Source organism: Nocardiopsis sp. iso_40 (assembly GCF_056173285.1).
Genome location: NZ_CM149666.1, coordinates 1,500,498 through 1,516,245 on the forward strand (window position 1 = coordinate 1,500,498; position 15,748 = coordinate 1,516,245).

Genomic DNA, 15,748 nt, shown 5'->3' on the forward strand with positions numbered 1-15,748 from the left:
ACGGCTCTCAGTGGTTGTCGGCGAAGTCAAAGAAGGCATCGAGCGTGGTGCCATAGAGCTCCCGCATGAGCGGTAGAGCACCGTTGCAGTCCCAGTCGGCACGAAGGTGCCGGATAAGTGAAGGCAGATCGGAGCGACCGGAGGGATCGATGAAGGCATGGTCGACGAGCTTGATCCGACCAGGAGTCCCTCCTCGGCGAGCCCGGCCGACGAGCTGGATGAGGGAGATGACGAGTTCGGCCGCAATGGCCCTCTTCGTCACATCAGGCAATGATCGGAAATAGCGCTCGTTGGTGACCAACTCCTCGAAGTAGTGCCCAGCCACCTTCCGGCGACGCTGCATCTCCACCCAGGGCTCGGCGCTGCTACGTGCTTTGGCCAGGCAGTGAGAGCCAAGAAAGGCGAGAAGCTCATCCGGATCGTCAACAAGCGGAATCGGGCGGATTACCACCCAAATAGAACCGATCGCGGAAACATGGGTCTCCGGCGCGAGGATGTTGAGCCCACGCTCGGCTCGCCCCAACGGGGCGATCAGGATCCTGGCGCCCGACAGACGCGGGAAGTCTTCCAAACGGTCGCCGGGAAGCTCCTGGCAGACCCCCTCAGGAGGTGCGACCGAGGCGCTCCCAGTTGAGGTGTACTCACCCGGACGGCCTGCGACAACCAACGAATTGGGTTGGGCACCTCCGTAGACCAGTCCTTCGGCGAGGTAGCGGCAACTGTCGTAGGACGTCGAGGCGAGCAAAATCCGATCCTGTACACCACGAGCCCCGGATTGTTCAAGGGCGTCCAGCTCGTTGCGAAGCAACGGCCACAGCCGCTCGCCCATGAGGCGAGTCGCCTCAACACGCTTCTTCCCGGACCGGCCCGAGACACGGACATTCTCTCGGTCGGGCCCGCGCACCGCGACCGATTCGATATCCACAGCTCCTGGCTTTTGGTCAGGAACCCACCAGGTCGGCTCGACATGCACGTGGTGACGGTGTGCTCCTGGCGCGTATGCGGTCGCCGAAAGCCCCAACACGGCCCGGCTATGACCACATCGTGCATAGGAGGTGATATCGCCCAGGGTGGCAACGTAGGAGTGAGGGTCGCCACCGAAGGCGGCCACACTGAGCTTGGTGTCCCCGGACCGGCCATGGCGGATGTCCTCGGTGAAGGCAAACATCAACCGGCCGAGGGGACCATGCGGGATAGCCCTCCACGCACTGTAAGGCCCAAGGACATCAGCGATGTCCCGTACGGATTCCATACCGGCCTGGGTAAACGCTGGAGCCCCGTGCACGAACTGGTACATCAGGAGCCGAAGAGGCTCCAAGAAGGCACGTCGCAGCAGCCGATCAGTGACGTCACCGCGCAGGCGCTGCTCAGGAACCCAGCCGTGCAGGAGATCATCGATCAGGCGACGGATCTGGTGAGTGTCACCCGAAGGCTGACGCGGGTGGACGACCTCCCGCAAAAGTCGGCCCAGTGGGCGCACGTGCTCAGGGAGTTTGTCGACAGCGACACGCTCGTCCGTAAGGTCGTCGAACAGGGAGCGATGGGGTGATTGAGAATCGCTTTCCTGCTCCCCTCCGACGATGAGTTCGGGGTTGTCTGCCATGTAAGCCCGAAGCTGGGTTACGAGCCAGGTGTCCCACCGCCGGGGGAGAATCCACCGCTTCTCGGCGGGCCGATGCCGCTTAAGACGGGACCTCTGCCTCTGAGAAGGGCCGAGAGTGCCGTCGGCCAGTGCGTTGATGTAGGTCTCCGCCAGCCAACGGGTGCTGGCGATCGTATTACGCAGCCCCTGGGAGAGCCGGGCGGGAAGGCGACCGAATGCGTCGATGTGCTCAGTGTCCGCATCCAGCAGCGGACGGTCCTCTCGGTGGTTGCCCCACGCCAGGGTCAGACCGCGGCCTTCACTGCTGAGCACGTGAGATTGGAAGTCATCGATCTCGTCGATGACGATCAACTGGCAGCGGCGCATCACCAGTTCCTCGACCGGCAGCCGGTCCACGAGCGCCCCATCGTCCAGTAGGACCGGGATGTGCACGCGCCCCTGGTAGAAGTTGGCGTGCGTCGTCACGATAACCCTCGCGGTACAAGCCTGCCGCTGTTGCTCGAACTTTCCGCACGTGGACTGGAAAGGACAGGTCTGCGCACGGGGCGGACTCTTGCGTCGGCGCACGAAAGCTTGACCGGACTCCTCTGGAGCAAGTTTCACGCAGGGCTCGTTGCCCGCGTCCCAGGTATCGACCTCATGCTCGGTCGAGGTGGCTGACGGAAGCGCGCAACCGTAGCCGAACTTCTCCTGAGCCCACAGGCGTACGTCCGGATCGGGTTCCTGCTCCATGACGCGCTGGAGTTCTCGCATCTGCGCATTGGGCGACATCAGTGGGACGACCAGACCCCGGGGATCGATTCCCTGGCTGCGCAAATCCTCCTCGATCCCGTGCGCCAGCTTAATCACATCGCTGTTACGAGGCGCGATGAGAGCGATGGTGACGTCCTCCTGGACGGCCCAGGAACCGAGCACCCGCATCTTCACGCTCTTTCCGAACCCAGTCGGAGCGTTGAGCACAGACACCTGACCCGACGGCACCCGCAGTACATCGACGGGAGACCGATTCCCCCGGCCGCGAAGGCGTTTGAACAACTCGGACAGGACCGAGGCCCGGTGTGTCCCCTTGGAAGCATGATCATGCAGGGCTGCCAGCTCTTGGACCTCACCAAGCTTGATGTCGATGTCCTCCCGAGCTACCGCCGTGGCGACGCGGGTCGGGGCAGTGATGGCGGTGGTGTGATGGTCTTCGAGCGTGAGGTGCGCGGTGACAACGGAGGGCACCCGGTCACCGATTTGAGGCACTCGGACGGTAGCGACATAGTGCCCGGGTTGAGCAACTGGGCGGTCGGTAGTCGATCCTGCTCGAATCCGGTCGATCTCGTCGAGAAGTTCGTCAGCGCAAGCACGGGGGGCCATCCCATGCCGAGGAAGGAGAAGCCCACTCTCCCCGAGCGTGTACTGGCACAGACTCCCGTCGCCCTCGATGAAACGCTGTAGTTCACCCTTGAACAATTCTTCGTTGCTGAGAGGGTTGGATCGATGACGGAGCAACCGTCCCAATCGGCGCAGATCCTCCTCGGGAAGATCGGGGTAACGGTCCCAAGCGTGCAGCTCACCACTGATCAGAAAATGTGCTGCCTCGACCGTTGGTATGGGAAAGTAGGCCTCGGCGAGGGCACACGCTGCGGCCAGGACCCGTGGCACGATGCGGTGGTCGCCGGAGCTCTCTTCAAGCAGAGAATCGGTCATGCGCTCTGTACCTTCCGCAACTGCCGCTTGACGTCCTTGACGACATCGCGGGCCAGAACGACTTCGAAGCGATAACGCGGGTTCAACAAGTCGTCGAGTTCGTCGCGCTGGGCCGTGCCGCGGTGATCCGGAAGCACGATGGTCGGCGCTGCCGGAGGCTTGGCTATGATGCGCTCAGCCAGGTGCGCGGCATGAGTGACATCCTTGAGGTCCAAATGCTTGGTCCACTGCAGAGCGGGGATACGAACGGTGATGTCGTAGGTGTCCTTGCCCGGCCACAAGTCCACCTTCACACCTCGAGGTCGTAGTCGCTCCAACTGGTTGAAGAGGTCAAGCTCGCTGATACCGGGCACGACGATATAGCGCCATACCGCCTGCTCGACGCACACTGTCCGGTCAGGGCCATCGGCGTGAAAACGTCGCGTTCTCGGCTGGCGAGGCACGTCCCCATCACGCGGCTGCAGCATGGGCTTTCCACGCTCACGCTTCGTGCGCACATAATAGACAGCGTTATGCGGCGAGTACTGGCAACGGACCTCGGTATCCTGGACGCGCATCGGCCATCGGCACACAGGACAAGGCCACCAGAAATCCCCTTCGAACCGGCGTTCAGGCGGGAGCAGGGCATAGCGCACCTGCCGCCGATCTCCCCTGACATCAGAGAGCTTGTCGACGATCTGCTGCCGTATACCGGCAGGGTTCTCGACGATGCACCGCCGGTGCGCTGTGTACTCCCGATCGCTGCTGTCCTCCTGGATAGCTGCGAACGCCTGACGCTCGATGAGTTCGGCGCGTGTCCATGCCCACGTCGGCATCCACCCCTGACGACCGGTCTCGTTTTCCCCTTCCAGGAGGTCAACGATGTGCTCACAGCCATACTCGTAGACGTTGTCGCTGAGCTGAACTTCCTTGTCCCGGCCGTCGCCGTGGCAAATGGTCAGATCGCCAACAGGGTCGTCCTCGAAGATCGCGGGAGCCATTTGGCGGAGTGGTCGGGATAGTGCGCGAACCAGTGCGCTCGAGGTATTCGGTCCCTGCCCCGGTCCGCAGGCGTTCATGACCACGCCTGCCATGCGCGCGAGCTCCAGCCAGGCGTCCTTTTCTGCGTCGAACGCCGTCCAGGCGTATCCGGCTCGGATGGCTGCGGTGACGAGTTTGTCCCTGCGTAGCAGGCGTTCCTCTGTGGGCAGCATGAATAGACCCCCATCTCACTTCACATAGTGATCACGACAGAGTTGTCTGTGCCCGAAGAAGCTAGCACTTCTTCGTGGTGCGCGTGGAAACTTTGGGTGATTCGAGGTGTCGCAGATGGAACTATCCCCACAAAGCGCACAAGGAACTTATTATAAATATATGTGTAAACGTCTGGATGGAGTGATCGTTTGTTGGCGTTGAAGTAGGGGTTGCAACGATTGGTTGAACCTGCCCAGTACACGAGTCTGGCGTTCGGTCGGCGGTGCGAGGAAGCGGGGACCAGCTATTCGGCCGGGCGGGCAGGGGCGTGCTACGACAACGCTGTCAACGAGAGCTTCTTCGCGTTGTTGGAGGCCGGGCTGACCGACCGCACCCGCTTCGTCACCCGGGTGGACGCCGAGTGGGAGGTGTTCTCCTGCATCGAGGGGTTCTACAACCCCTGGCGGCGTCATTCCGCGAACGGCCAGCTCAGCCCTGCCGAGTATGAACGTCGCCACAGCAGAGCTACCCAGGGCAAGCTTGGCGAGCTGTCGCGGGCTGCGTAAAAACACAGCTCACGGGTGTTTACCGAACTGAAGTGCCTTCATCAGGTCGAAGCTGCTCTAACGCCAGATGTACGTGCGGGCCGGGTTCCCGTTGCTCCGCCACCGCATCCTCCTGCCGTAAGGTCACCGACCTTTACCACCGGAATGAGGACCGAGCCAAACCCATGACAGCCTCATCCACGGCGCCGGCCAGCGCCTCAAGATCGGTGTGTCATCGCCTTATAGCCCTCCAGCCCGGCCAGCGCGGGCCCGAGACACCGGAACCGGCGCCTCGGGCCCTGCCTATGTCAGTCCAGAATCATGTGGAGCGCACCACTGGTGGCTACCGCGAGCGTGATGGCGGCAACGGGTCCCTCGGCAAGGAACACGACTGCGGCGGTTCCCAACGTGACGGCCAAGATGACCCCCCAACGCAGCGGCAGTCGGGGCGGTTCGCTCGGTCCGGAGGGGGTGAGGTGGGGGGTAGGAGTAGTCTGATCAGGCATTCTGCCTCCAAAATACTTCGGGACGGTTGGAATGGGACGGCCCCGGCGGCATCCGGGGCCGTCCGTACAGCACAGTCACAAGCGAGGTTCCTCCGGCCCTCAATCCGTAGGTTCGCTTGCCGACGAGCCCAGTTTGCTCCGATCTCGAGTAGGGTGGTGCGTAATGACAGCTCCGGCTTGATCCGCACTAGAGGACATTCCCAGTACCTTTAAGACCGACATGAGATAAATGCTTTAGTGCGGATCAAAGCGTTGAGATCAAGGCGGAGTAAGAGTGGGCAAGAATCTTGACGCGCTCGATACGCGGCTGCGGAGGCTGCGGTCCTTGGGTTCCGGGAACGGGCAGTACGAGCTCGTCAAGCGAGTCCTCTGGCGCACGTGGGATACCCCGCGCAGATCACCCGCGTACGTGTTCGTTCGCCTGCCTTTCATTCAGACGTATACGGAAGACGGGGAACCGCGTCGACCGGTGGCCACCCGCTTGTTGCACCCCCGTGGCATCGCTCTACGCTTTTACCTGCTCAGCCTCTTCGAAGCCCAGTGTCGCCTCGTCCCTGGGGCGCCCCTCACGAACGTCCTGCCTCTCGATGGCGAAGGCAGCAGGGACGGATGGACCGACCTGATTGCGGTCGATGCTCTCTACAGCTCGGAGTCCGACAGCTATGAGCGCACGGACGTCAAGCAACGCCGCGACTCCACCGTGGCGAAGATCCGTCAGGTCCAGGGTGCGTTGACGACGTTGGAGAAGTGTGGGCTCGCTGAGGTGCCCCGCAAGAACGCACGTGGTCACCGAGATTTCAAGCGCTTCGCGCTCATGGCCGAAGCAGGGCGTGGTGATCGCCCTACCCCGCGTCGATACACCACGCCTGACCCCAATAAGGAGCCGGTAGTCGGCATCCCTGCCGACTTCTTCCTCCAGGGGTGGATCCATGTCCTCTACCCGTCGGAGATTGCTACGTGGTTGACCCTGCGCTTCTTGCGGTGGCAGTACCCGGGTGAGCATAGGGAATCCGGTGTGTTCCTGTTCGCGGACAGAAGGGAGAAGGAGTTCTTCCTGAAACGGGACGCCTACGAGGACGGATGTGCAATGCTCCGAGACCTCGGCCTGATCCAACAGGCGTGGAAGTCACCGGACGTGGAAGACCTTTCCGCTGACCTCTCTCAGCTGAACGTCAATCCGGAGGAGACTCCTCGGTACGGACCTCACCGCCACCAGCTGTTGGACGAGCGCCTCGGATCGGATGCTTTGGAGACGGCGATTGCCGTGATCGAACGCAGGATCGACGAGTTCAGCGACGGTTGAGGTAAAGTGCCCGTCACCTTGCTCTGATATTTTTCATTGTGCTCTGCGAGCTGAAGCAACAGGACTGCCCGGGTGATTTGAAGCGCATGCTGTCGGCAGCAACAAAGCCTGTGCAGGGCTCACCACTGCTTGAGCCGGACCATTCACGCTAACCTGGTCTGCGAAATTTCTTGTGTTTTGTGCCTCCTGTTGTGGGGGGCTGTGGTGTGTGCGGGGACCACCTCCCGCCGCTCACGAGGGCGGGGTCCCGGTGGATCAGGTGCCCAGTCGCGTGGTGTCTCGTTGCTGACTGCACAGGAGATGACTGACTGGCGTTCGTGACTGACGCCGCGGGTGCCGACAGAGCTTTCTGGCGCGGCTCTGGAAAAGGCACAGGCGGAAGATCTGGTTCCACCTCGGCCCCACTTTGGCCCCATCAGTAGGAGAGCACGGCGCGAGAGAGGCCGCTGTACCTCGTCTTAGCTGGGGTTTTGTGGCGCACTCGGCAGGGTTCGAACCTGTGGTCGTCGGATTTGAAGTCGTTGGCGTTGTCAACAGAATGTAACTTGGCGACCTGAGTGCTACTTGTGTACGCTCATGCCATGGCCAGAGGAAACCAGGTATCCGATGCTGCGGTGACCGCTGCGGAGATCGCACGGTTGGCAGGCGTTACGCGCGCTGCAGTGTCCAACTGGCGCAGGCGCCGCTCGGACTTTCCCGCGCCCGTCGGTGGCACCTCGGTGAGTCCCCTGTTCTCGCTCGCCGAGGTACAGCAATGGCTGGAAGGGCAGCGCGAAGGGCGAGAGGTCAGTGGGGAGGTCCGGCTCTGGCAGGCGCTGCGTGGCACTTACGGCGAGGAAATGGTCAAGGCGCTGGCTGCTGTAGGAGAACATCTCCGAGGGGATGTGGACGAGCTGACCGACCAGACCGCCCGCGAGGCGGTGGACGGGCTGATCGCCGACCGGATGCCCACCGAGGTCATGGACGGCCTGGTCGCCCGGTTGCTGAAGTCCACCGCACGCGCCGCGTTGGACGGGGCCTCGACATTGCGGCTGGCTCGCGCTGTCCGAGAGTTCGCCGGTGAGACCTCTGGGACCGTCTTCGACCCGGCGTGTGGCATCGGCTCCCTTCTTGTTGCAGTGGGCGGTGGTGCGGTCAGTGGCAGGCTGGGGCAAGACACTCACATAGACGCGACGCGCGTGGCCCGGGTACGCGCGGCCCTGGCCGCTACCGGGGCGACGGCACCGGTTCAGATCGTGGCGGGCGACTCGTTGCGGGCCGATGCGTTCCCCGATCTCCGCGCGGACGTGGTCGTGTGCGAGCCGCCGACCGCCGTGGCTGACTGGGGTCGCGAGCAGTTGCTCGTCGATCCGCGTTGGGAGGCGGGTGTGCCCTCGCGAGGGGAGAGCGAACTTGCCTGGCTTCAGCATTGCTACCACCACATGGCACCCGGCGGGCGAGCCGTAGTGGTTCTGCCGGCATCGGTCGCCCATCGCCGCTCTGGTCGCAGAATCCGGGCGGAGTTGGTGCGTCGCGGCTGTGTCGCCGCAGTGGTGGCTCTACCACCGGGCCTCGCTGCCAGCCACGCACTTCCGCTACACCTATGGCTGCTGAGTCGTCCCTCTGGCCCCGGGCGGGCAGCGGGGACTGTACGCATGGTGGATCTCAGCACCAACAACCCGGACGGACCGTGGGAACCTCAGGCGCACCAGGTTGCGGAGGTGCCGCTGATTGATCTGCTGGACAACGAGGTGGATCTCACGCCCAGCCGCTACGTACGTGAGCCAGAACCTGACTACGCGGTGGAGTACGCCAAGCTGCGCGAGGACCTCGACACTCGCCTGAGCCGTCTGCGGGCGCTACTTCCTGAGCTGCCACCACGTGGCCGGGCCGACGCCCTGGACGATGGCGTCCCGATCGCGATGAGTGACCTGCTGGCCGCTGGCCTGGTCAGCTTGGACGGTGACGAGCTCATCTCCGCCAGCGACCAGTTGGATCCCGACTACGTACGCGGATTCGCCAATAGCGCGGCGAACGCCCGTCGTAGCACGTCCTCCTCGGGTACGTTCCGAGCGGACGTGCAGGCGGCACGCCTACCCCGCATGGACGTTGAGCGACAGCACCGCTACGGCGACGCCTTTCGCTTGTTGGGCGCGTTCGAGCGAGAACTCGCCGAACTTGCCAGCATCGGCGACCGGGCTGCGAGGCTCGCCCGTGACGGTCTCACCGAAGGTGCACTCGATCCGTTGCCAGCCTTTGACGGCGCCAACGCTGAACACCAAAGCACGACAAATGACGGAGACGCCGCAGTAGGGCGAGAGGACAGGACGCTTTGAGCAAGAACCAGGAACTGGCTGACTTCATCTGGTCGGTGGCCGATCTGCTGCGCGGTGACTACAAGCGCTCAGAGTACGGAAAGGTCATCTTGCCGCTGACGGTGCTGCGCAGGCTGGACTGCGTCATGGCCCCGACCCGGCAGGCGGTGTGGGACCGGGCGGCCTCCTACACCGGTGAGAACAAGGACGGCCTACTGCTAGCAGCTTCCAAGCTGAAGTTCTACAACCTCTCCGAGCAGACCTTCGACACCATCAGTAGCGACGCGGCCAATGTGGCGAAGAACCTCAAGGACTACATTCGGGGATTTTCCTTGGAGGCCACCGAGATCATCAACCGCTATGAGTTCCACCTCCAAATCGACCGCCTGGACAACGCCGACCTGCTCTACCAGGTGGTGCGGAAGTTCGCTGGCCTGGACCTGAGCTTCGAAGCCGTGGACAACCACGACATGGGCTATGTCTTCGAGGAGCTGATTCGCAAGTTCGCCGATGCCTCCAACGAGACCGCCGGTGAGCACTTTACCCCGCGCGAGGTCATCGAGCTGATGGTCGAACTGCTGCTCGCCCCGGACGACGACCGGCTGACGGGGGAGGGCCAGGTCGTCAAGATCCTCGACCCGGCCTGCGGCACTGGCGGCATGCTCTCAGCGTCCGAGGAACATATCCGCAAGCTGAATCCGCGCGTGCGCGTGAACCTGTTCGGACAGGAGCTGAACGCCGAGTCGTACGCTATCTGCCGGTCCGACATGCTGCTGAAGGGTCATACTGCCAAGAACATCCGCTTCGGTAACTCCTTCAGCCAGGATGGCCACGACGGAGAGACCTTCGACTATATGCTCGCTAACCCACCCTTCGGCGTGGAGTGGAAAAAGGTCGAGAAGGCCGTCCGCCAGGAGCACGAGGACCGCGGGTACGACGGCCGCTTCGGTGCTGGCCTACCCCGGATCAACGACGGATCGCTGCTTTTCCTTCAGCACATGATGAGCAAGATGCAGCCGCTCAAGAAGGACTCGGCCGGCGACGAGGTCGGCGGCACACGCCTGGCCATCGTATTCAACGGTTCCCCTCTGTTCACCGGTGGGGCAGGGTCGGGCGAGTCGGAGATCCGCCGGTGGATCATCGAGCATGACTACCTAGAAGCGATCGTCGCCCTCCCGGACCAGCTCTTTTACAACACCGGCATCTCAACGTACTTCTGGATCGTCACCAACCGCAAGCCCGCCGACCGCAAGGGCCGCGTGATCCTGCTCGACGCCCGCGACCAGTGGACCAAGATGCGTAAGTCCCTTGGCGAGAAGCGGAAGGAAATTACACGGGCGCAAATCGAAAATATCTGCGCGATCTATCGCGATGCACTGAGCATCGCTAGCGACGAAGCCCATCCGGATCACGGGCGGGTGAAAATCTTCGCCAACCGAGACTTCGGCTACCGACGCATCACTGTGGACCGGCCGCTCAAGCTCCGCTTCGAGCTGACCGAGGATAGCCTCGCTCAGCTTGGTGCATCGGCCGCCGTGAAGAAGGCGGTCGGGGGCGAAGCAGCGGTCGAGTCGTTGCTGGCCGCGTTCAAGCCGCTGCTCGGATCGCAGTGGGCCACCAAAGCTGAGGCATGGGACGCCATGCGGACGGCGATGGTGGCTGGTGGCGTGCTGTGGCCCTCCGCCGCGCCGTTCCAAAAGGCCCTGCGCGATGCGGTGGGCGTGATTGATCCAGAAGGCGAGGTTCAGCTCGTTAAGGGCAAACCCGAGCCTGACCCGGGCCTGCGCGACAACGAGAACGTATCGCTGGGGGAAGACATCGATCAGTACCTTGCCCGTGAGGTACTGCCGCACGTCCCCGATGCCTGGATCGCCGAGACCCGCAACCCGAAGACCAAGGAGATGGAGCGGTTCAAGCTGGGGTACGAGATTCCCTTCACTCGTCACTTCTACGTCTACACGCCGCCAAGGCCGCTCGCGGAGATCGACGAGGAACTGAAGTCGCTTGAGGCTGAAATCCAGGAGCTGCTGGGCGAGGTAACTAATGGATGAGAAGCTTAAAAGCGGAAAGAGCCAACTCGTACGCCTCGGTTACCTGTGCCGTTTGCAGACCGGTTTGACAGTTGACGGATCCCGAGATCTTGATGGCGATGTGGTGACGCGGCCGTATCTGAGAGTTGCGAATGTCCAAGCTGGCCATCTGAGCCTTGGTTCTGTTTCGCAAATCACTGTCCCGCGTAAGATGGCACAACGAAGCGAACTTCGCCCAGGTGATGTCCTGATGACTGAAGGTGGTGATCTCGATAAGCTTGGGCGGGGGACCGTTTGGCGGGGAGAATTGGATGGCTGCCTGCATCAGAATCACGTATTCGCACTTCGAGCAGATCCCGAGCGACTCGATGCCCGATATCTAGCTTGGGTTACACAATCCGCCTATGGTAGAAGGTATTTTGAGAGTACGGGCACTAAGACAACCAATTTGGCATCTACGAACAGTAGTAAAATCCTAGATTTCAGGATTCCTTTGCCTGGGTTGACTGAGCAGTGCCGCATCTCCGACTTCCTTGATGCTGAGACTGGCCGGATCGACCGCCTGATGGAAGCTCAGCAGCGAGTTTCTGACAGGTTGGCTGAGCGTAGGATCGCTGGAGCCATCGCCGCAGTCACCGGAGCACGTCATTCCGAGCAGCGGGCTTCTGCGCTCGCGTGGTCAAGGACCCTACCGGCTCACTGGAGTGAAGTTCGGGTAGGTCTGGTGGCTCGCATGGGTAGCGGACACACTCCAAGTAGATCTCATCCTGAGTGGTGGGTGGACTGCATCATTCCGTGGATCACTACAGGTGAAGTCAGCCAGGTTCGCGACGATCGACTCGAAGAGATCACTGAAACCCGCGAAAAGATTAGTGAGCTTGGCCTGCAAAACAGTTCGGCTGAACTGTGCCCTGCGGGAACCGTGGTTCTCTGTCGAACTGCATCTGCGGGATATTCGGCCGTAATGGGAAGAGAAATGGCCACTAGCCAGGACTTTGTCACATGGAATTGCGGGCCGCTTCTGGATCCGTATTACCTCTTGTGGTGCTTGCGTGCCATGCGGCAAGACCTCCTCGGGCGTCTTGCCATGGGGTCCACTCACAAAACTATTTACGTCCCTGATCTTCAGATGCTGCGCATTCCTCTTCCTGGCCTGGAAGAGCAACGCAACATCGTGCAAGAGATCCGCAAGCAGAACCAGGGGATTGACCGACTGGCTGATGCCGTTCAGTGGCAGATTGCACTCCTCAGTGAACGCCGCCAAGCGCTAATCACCGCTGCCGTCACCGGTCAGCTAGACGTCACCACAGCCCGCCCCATGCACGACCACGGCCTCTGAGGGGGACCCAGATGAACGACGCCCGCGTGTACACCGAGAAGGCATTCGAAAACGCCGTGGAAGCGGCGCTACTGCGCAGCGGCTGGCAGCGCGGGCTATCGAACACCTACAACCTCACGCTCGGCATCGACACCTCCGAGCTGGCCGCGTTCCTCGGCGCGTCGCAGAACGACGCGTGGTTGGCGCTCCGGGACGCCTACGGCGAGGACGAAGAGCAAGCCATCGGCCGATTCGCGAAGCGCGTAGCCCGGGAGATCGACTCGCGCGGCCTGCTGGACGTGCTGCGTCGGGGTGTGAATGACCGCAACGTGAAGATCCAGCTTGCGTACTTCCGTCCTGCGCACACCCTCGCCGCCGACGCCTTGGCTGAGTACAACGCCAACCGGCTCACCTTCGTGCGCCAGTTCCACTACTCGTCATCGCGGCCGACCGACAGCCTCGACATGGCGTTCTTCCTTAATGGACTTCCTGTCGCCTCGGTGGAGTTGAAGAACGGACTTACCGGCCAGACCATCGAGGATGCCAAGCGGCAGTACCGCCGCGATCGGGACCCGAAGGAGCTGTTCTTCGCCAAGCGCAGCCTGGTCCACTTCGCGGTCGATCCGACGCTGGCTTTTCTGACGACCCGCCTGGCTGGCGACGCCACTCGCTTTCTCCCCTTCAACACCGGCTCCGGTGGCCCTGGCCAAATCGGCGGAGCGGGCAACATCCCGGCCCCGACTGATGGGAAGTACCCCACCTCCTACCTCTTCGACCAGGTGTGGGCCCGGGACAACTGGCTGGAACTGCTTCAGCGGTTCCTGCATGTGGAGGATGCCGCTGCGAAGGCCGGTCGGGCACCGTCGCACAAGCCGGGCAGCGCGCACACGCAGCCGTTGATCTTCCCGCGGTTCCATCAGTGGGATGCGGTGCGCAAGCTCATCGCGCACGCGGCCCGCCACGGGGCGGGCGAGAACTACCTGATCCAGCACTCGGCTGGCTCGGGCAAGTCCAACACCATCGCCTGGCTCGCGCACCACCTATCCAGCTTGCACACCTCTCACGATCCTGGCCAGATCGCGCCCGCTGCACTCGCCTCCGGCCTGGGGGCGAACAAGCTGGTCTTCGACAAGGTCATCGTCATCACCGACCGTCGGGTACTGGACAAGCAGCTCCAGGACACCATCTACCAGTTCGACCACAAAGCTGGCGTGGTCGTGCGGATCGACGAGAACTCCCAGCAGCTCGCGGACGCGCTGACAGGGCCGACGGCCCGGATCGTGATCACCACGGTGCAGAAGTTCCCCTTCGTCCTGGACAAGGTCGCGGGGTTGGGCGGCCAACGCTATGCGGTGATCATCGACGAGGCGCACTCCTCACAGGGTGGAGAGAGCGCGGCGGCTTTGAAGAAGGCGCTGGGACGTCTGGGCTCGGACGCGGTGGACGAGGACGGCGACCCGTTGACAGCCGCGGCCCTGGCACGAGGAAAGCAGCCGAACCTGTCCTTCTTCGCGTTCACGGCCACTCCCAAGGCGAAGACGATCAACTTGTTCGGTACCCCTTACGGCAATCCCGGCTCAGGGGAGCAGGAGAAGGGGCCGTTCCACACCTACTCGATGCGGCAGGCCATCGAGGAGGGCTTCATCCTCGACGTGCTCGGCAACTACATCACCTACGCCACGTACTTCAAGCTCCAGGAAGCTGCCGCCGAAGAGGCGGAGCAGCAGGTGGACCCGCGCAAGGCCCGCTCGAAGCTGGTGCGGGCCGCGCTGATGTCGGAAGCCTCGATGGCCTCCCGAGCGAAGATCATCGTCGACCACTTCCGCTCACACTCCAGCCCGCGCCTCGGAGGCCGGGCCAAGGCGATGGTGGTCACCTCTGGCCGTGACCACGCCGTTCGGCTGTACCAGGCCATGCGGGCCTACATCGACCAGCGGGGCTTCACCGATTGCGGCACCCTGGTCGCCTTCTCCGGAGCACTGACCCTCGACGGGATCGAGTACACCGAGGCCAAGCTCAACGGCTTCCCCGAACGCGAACTGCCGGCACGTTTTGGCTACACCCGCGCGGACGACCCGAACCCGCCTTCCGTCCCCAAACCCGAGCACCGCATCCTCGTCGTCGCCGAGAAGTACCAGACCGGCTTCGACCAGCCGCTGCTGACCACCATGTACGTGGACAAGATCCTGGTGAAGCTGGCCGCGGTGCAGACGCTTTCCCGGCTCAACCGGCCCCACCGGCTCAAGACCACTGAGGACTTGTTCATCCTCGACTTCGCCAACCGGCCCGAAGACATCGAGCAGGCTTTCCAGCAGTACTACGAGGCGTCGGTCAGTGAGCCCACCGACCCCAACTTGCTGTTCGACCGCGAGCGCGAGGTGATGGCCTACCAGCTCCTGGTCGAAGCCGAGATGGACGCCTTCGTCACCGCGTACTTCGCAGCCTTCCAGGGCGGCTCAGTCACCGACACCACCGTCATGAAGGCCCACGCCCGCCTCTACGGCTACCTGCAGCCCGCTCTGGACCGCTTCAACGCCCTCAACGCCACCGAACCGGACACCGCTGCCGAGTTCCGCCACGCCCTGGACTCCTACACCAAGGCATACGGCTGGCTCTCCCACGTGATCGGATTTGAGAACCTCGAACTGGAACGGCTCTACCAATATGGACGTTTCCTACTACGCCGCCTGCCAGCGCCCGCTCGCAGCGCCAGCGCCGACATAGGGGCGGCAGCCCCGAGCCACATGCGCATCGCCCAAACGGGCACCCCGGAGCTGCGCCTGGAGGCAGCGGGCGCACAGGTACTGTCTGGCCTTGTACCCGAGGCTGCCGGAGCGGCGGCCGAGTCGGAGGAGATGTCGCTGGCCGAAGTGATCCGATCCGTCAACAACGAGTACGGGACCGGGCTCTCCAGCGCCGACCAGATCCTGCTAAGCCAGCTCGTGGTCGCCGTCAGCGAGGACCCCGAACTCCGGGCTATCGCCCTGCACCAGGACCAGGACGTCTTCGGCGGAGAACTGGAGAAGGACCTCGACCGGATCGTCATCGACCAGGCGGCGTCTAACGACGCCTTGATGGTCCGCTACTTCGACGACACCGACGTCAACCGCCTGTTCAAGCAGGTCGCAACCCAGCAGGCGTACCAGCTCATCCGGAGGCCGGTCCGACGCGAGGCCGAACGCCGGGCCACCCAACAGCGGGCCGCCGAACTCAAGTCGTCCGGAAGCCGTCGGGCGGAACCGCCGACCGCATAGCCTGTGCTCTGCAGCACGTCACGCAAGAGG

8 protein-coding genes are annotated in these 15,748 nt (G+C 62.9%); 6 read left to right on the forward strand and 2 right to left on the reverse strand.

The genetic code is table 11. The features are described 5' to 3' along the window. Window positions 1-7: 7 nt before the first annotated feature. Together AC0VYD_RS06615 and AC0VYD_RS06620 are read right to left on the reverse strand one after the other, a co-directional pair. Window positions 8-3,295: a hypothetical protein gene (locus AC0VYD_RS06615; RefSeq protein ID WP_475479068.1), complete on the reverse strand. Its 3,288-nt coding sequence runs from the start codon at window positions 3,293-3,295 to the stop codon at window positions 8-10. Next, complete coding sequence (locus tag AC0VYD_RS06620) at window positions 3,292-4,488, reverse strand: restriction endonuclease-related protein (RefSeq protein WP_475479069.1); 1,197 nt, start codon at window positions 4,486-4,488, stop codon at window positions 3,292-3,294. The genes AC0VYD_RS06615 and AC0VYD_RS06620 overlap by 4 nt, the downstream gene beginning before the upstream one ends. A gap of 219 nt (window positions 4,489-4,707) precedes the next feature. Here AC0VYD_RS06620 and AC0VYD_RS06625 point away from each other — a divergent pair, with 219 nt between their 5' ends. From AC0VYD_RS06625 to AC0VYD_RS06650, 6 genes are all read left to right on the forward strand, one after another. Further along, window positions 4,708-5,034: an IS3 family transposase gene (locus AC0VYD_RS06625; protein ID WP_475479070.1), complete on the forward strand. Its 327-nt coding sequence runs from the start codon at window positions 4,708-4,710 to the stop codon at window positions 5,032-5,034. 759 nt (window positions 5,035-5,793) lie between these two features. Next, window positions 5,794-6,822 (forward strand): hypothetical protein, encoded by a 1,029-nt coding sequence (locus AC0VYD_RS06630; RefSeq protein ID WP_475479071.1) that lies wholly within the window; start codon window positions 5,794-5,796, stop codon window positions 6,820-6,822. Between the two features lie 557 nt (window positions 6,823-7,379). After that, window positions 7,380-9,137, forward strand: coding sequence for an N-6 DNA methylase (locus tag AC0VYD_RS06635; RefSeq protein ID WP_475479072.1), 1,758 nt, complete (start codon window positions 7,380-7,382; stop codon window positions 9,135-9,137). After that, window positions 9,134-11,167: a type I restriction-modification system subunit M gene (locus AC0VYD_RS06640; protein ID WP_475479073.1), complete on the forward strand. Its 2,034-nt coding sequence runs from the start codon at window positions 9,134-9,136 to the stop codon at window positions 11,165-11,167. Before AC0VYD_RS06635 ends, AC0VYD_RS06640 begins: the two co-directional genes overlap by 4 nt. Further along, entirely contained in the window at window positions 11,160-12,485 is a 1,326-nt protein-coding gene (locus tag AC0VYD_RS06645; protein ID WP_475479074.1) for a restriction endonuclease subunit S, read from the forward strand. Before AC0VYD_RS06640 ends, AC0VYD_RS06645 begins: the two co-directional genes overlap by 8 nt. An 11-nt stretch (window positions 12,486-12,496) precedes the next feature. Then, a complete protein-coding gene (locus AC0VYD_RS06650) occupies window positions 12,497-15,718 on the forward strand; it encodes a type I restriction endonuclease subunit R (RefSeq protein WP_475479075.1) in 3,222 nt (1,073 codons plus the stop codon). The last annotated feature ends 30 nt before the right edge of the window (window positions 15,719-15,748 follow it).

What these genes read in the sequence shown, in the direction of transcription:
- AC0VYD_RS06615 (WP_475479068.1), bottom strand. Translation starts at nt 3,295, where the DNA reads ATGACCGATTCTCTGCTTGAAGAGAGCTCCGGCGACCACCGCATCGTG.
- AC0VYD_RS06620 (WP_475479069.1), bottom strand. Translation starts at nt 4,488, where the DNA reads ATGCTGCCCACAGAGGAACGCCTGCTACGCAGGGACAAACTCGTCACC.
- AC0VYD_RS06645 (WP_475479074.1), top strand. Translation starts at nt 11,160, where the DNA reads ATGGATGAGAAGCTTAAAAGCGGAAAGAGCCAACTCGTACGCCTCGGT.
- AC0VYD_RS06650 (WP_475479075.1), top strand. Translation starts at nt 12,497, where the DNA reads ATGAACGACGCCCGCGTGTACACCGAGAAGGCATTCGAAAACGCCGTG.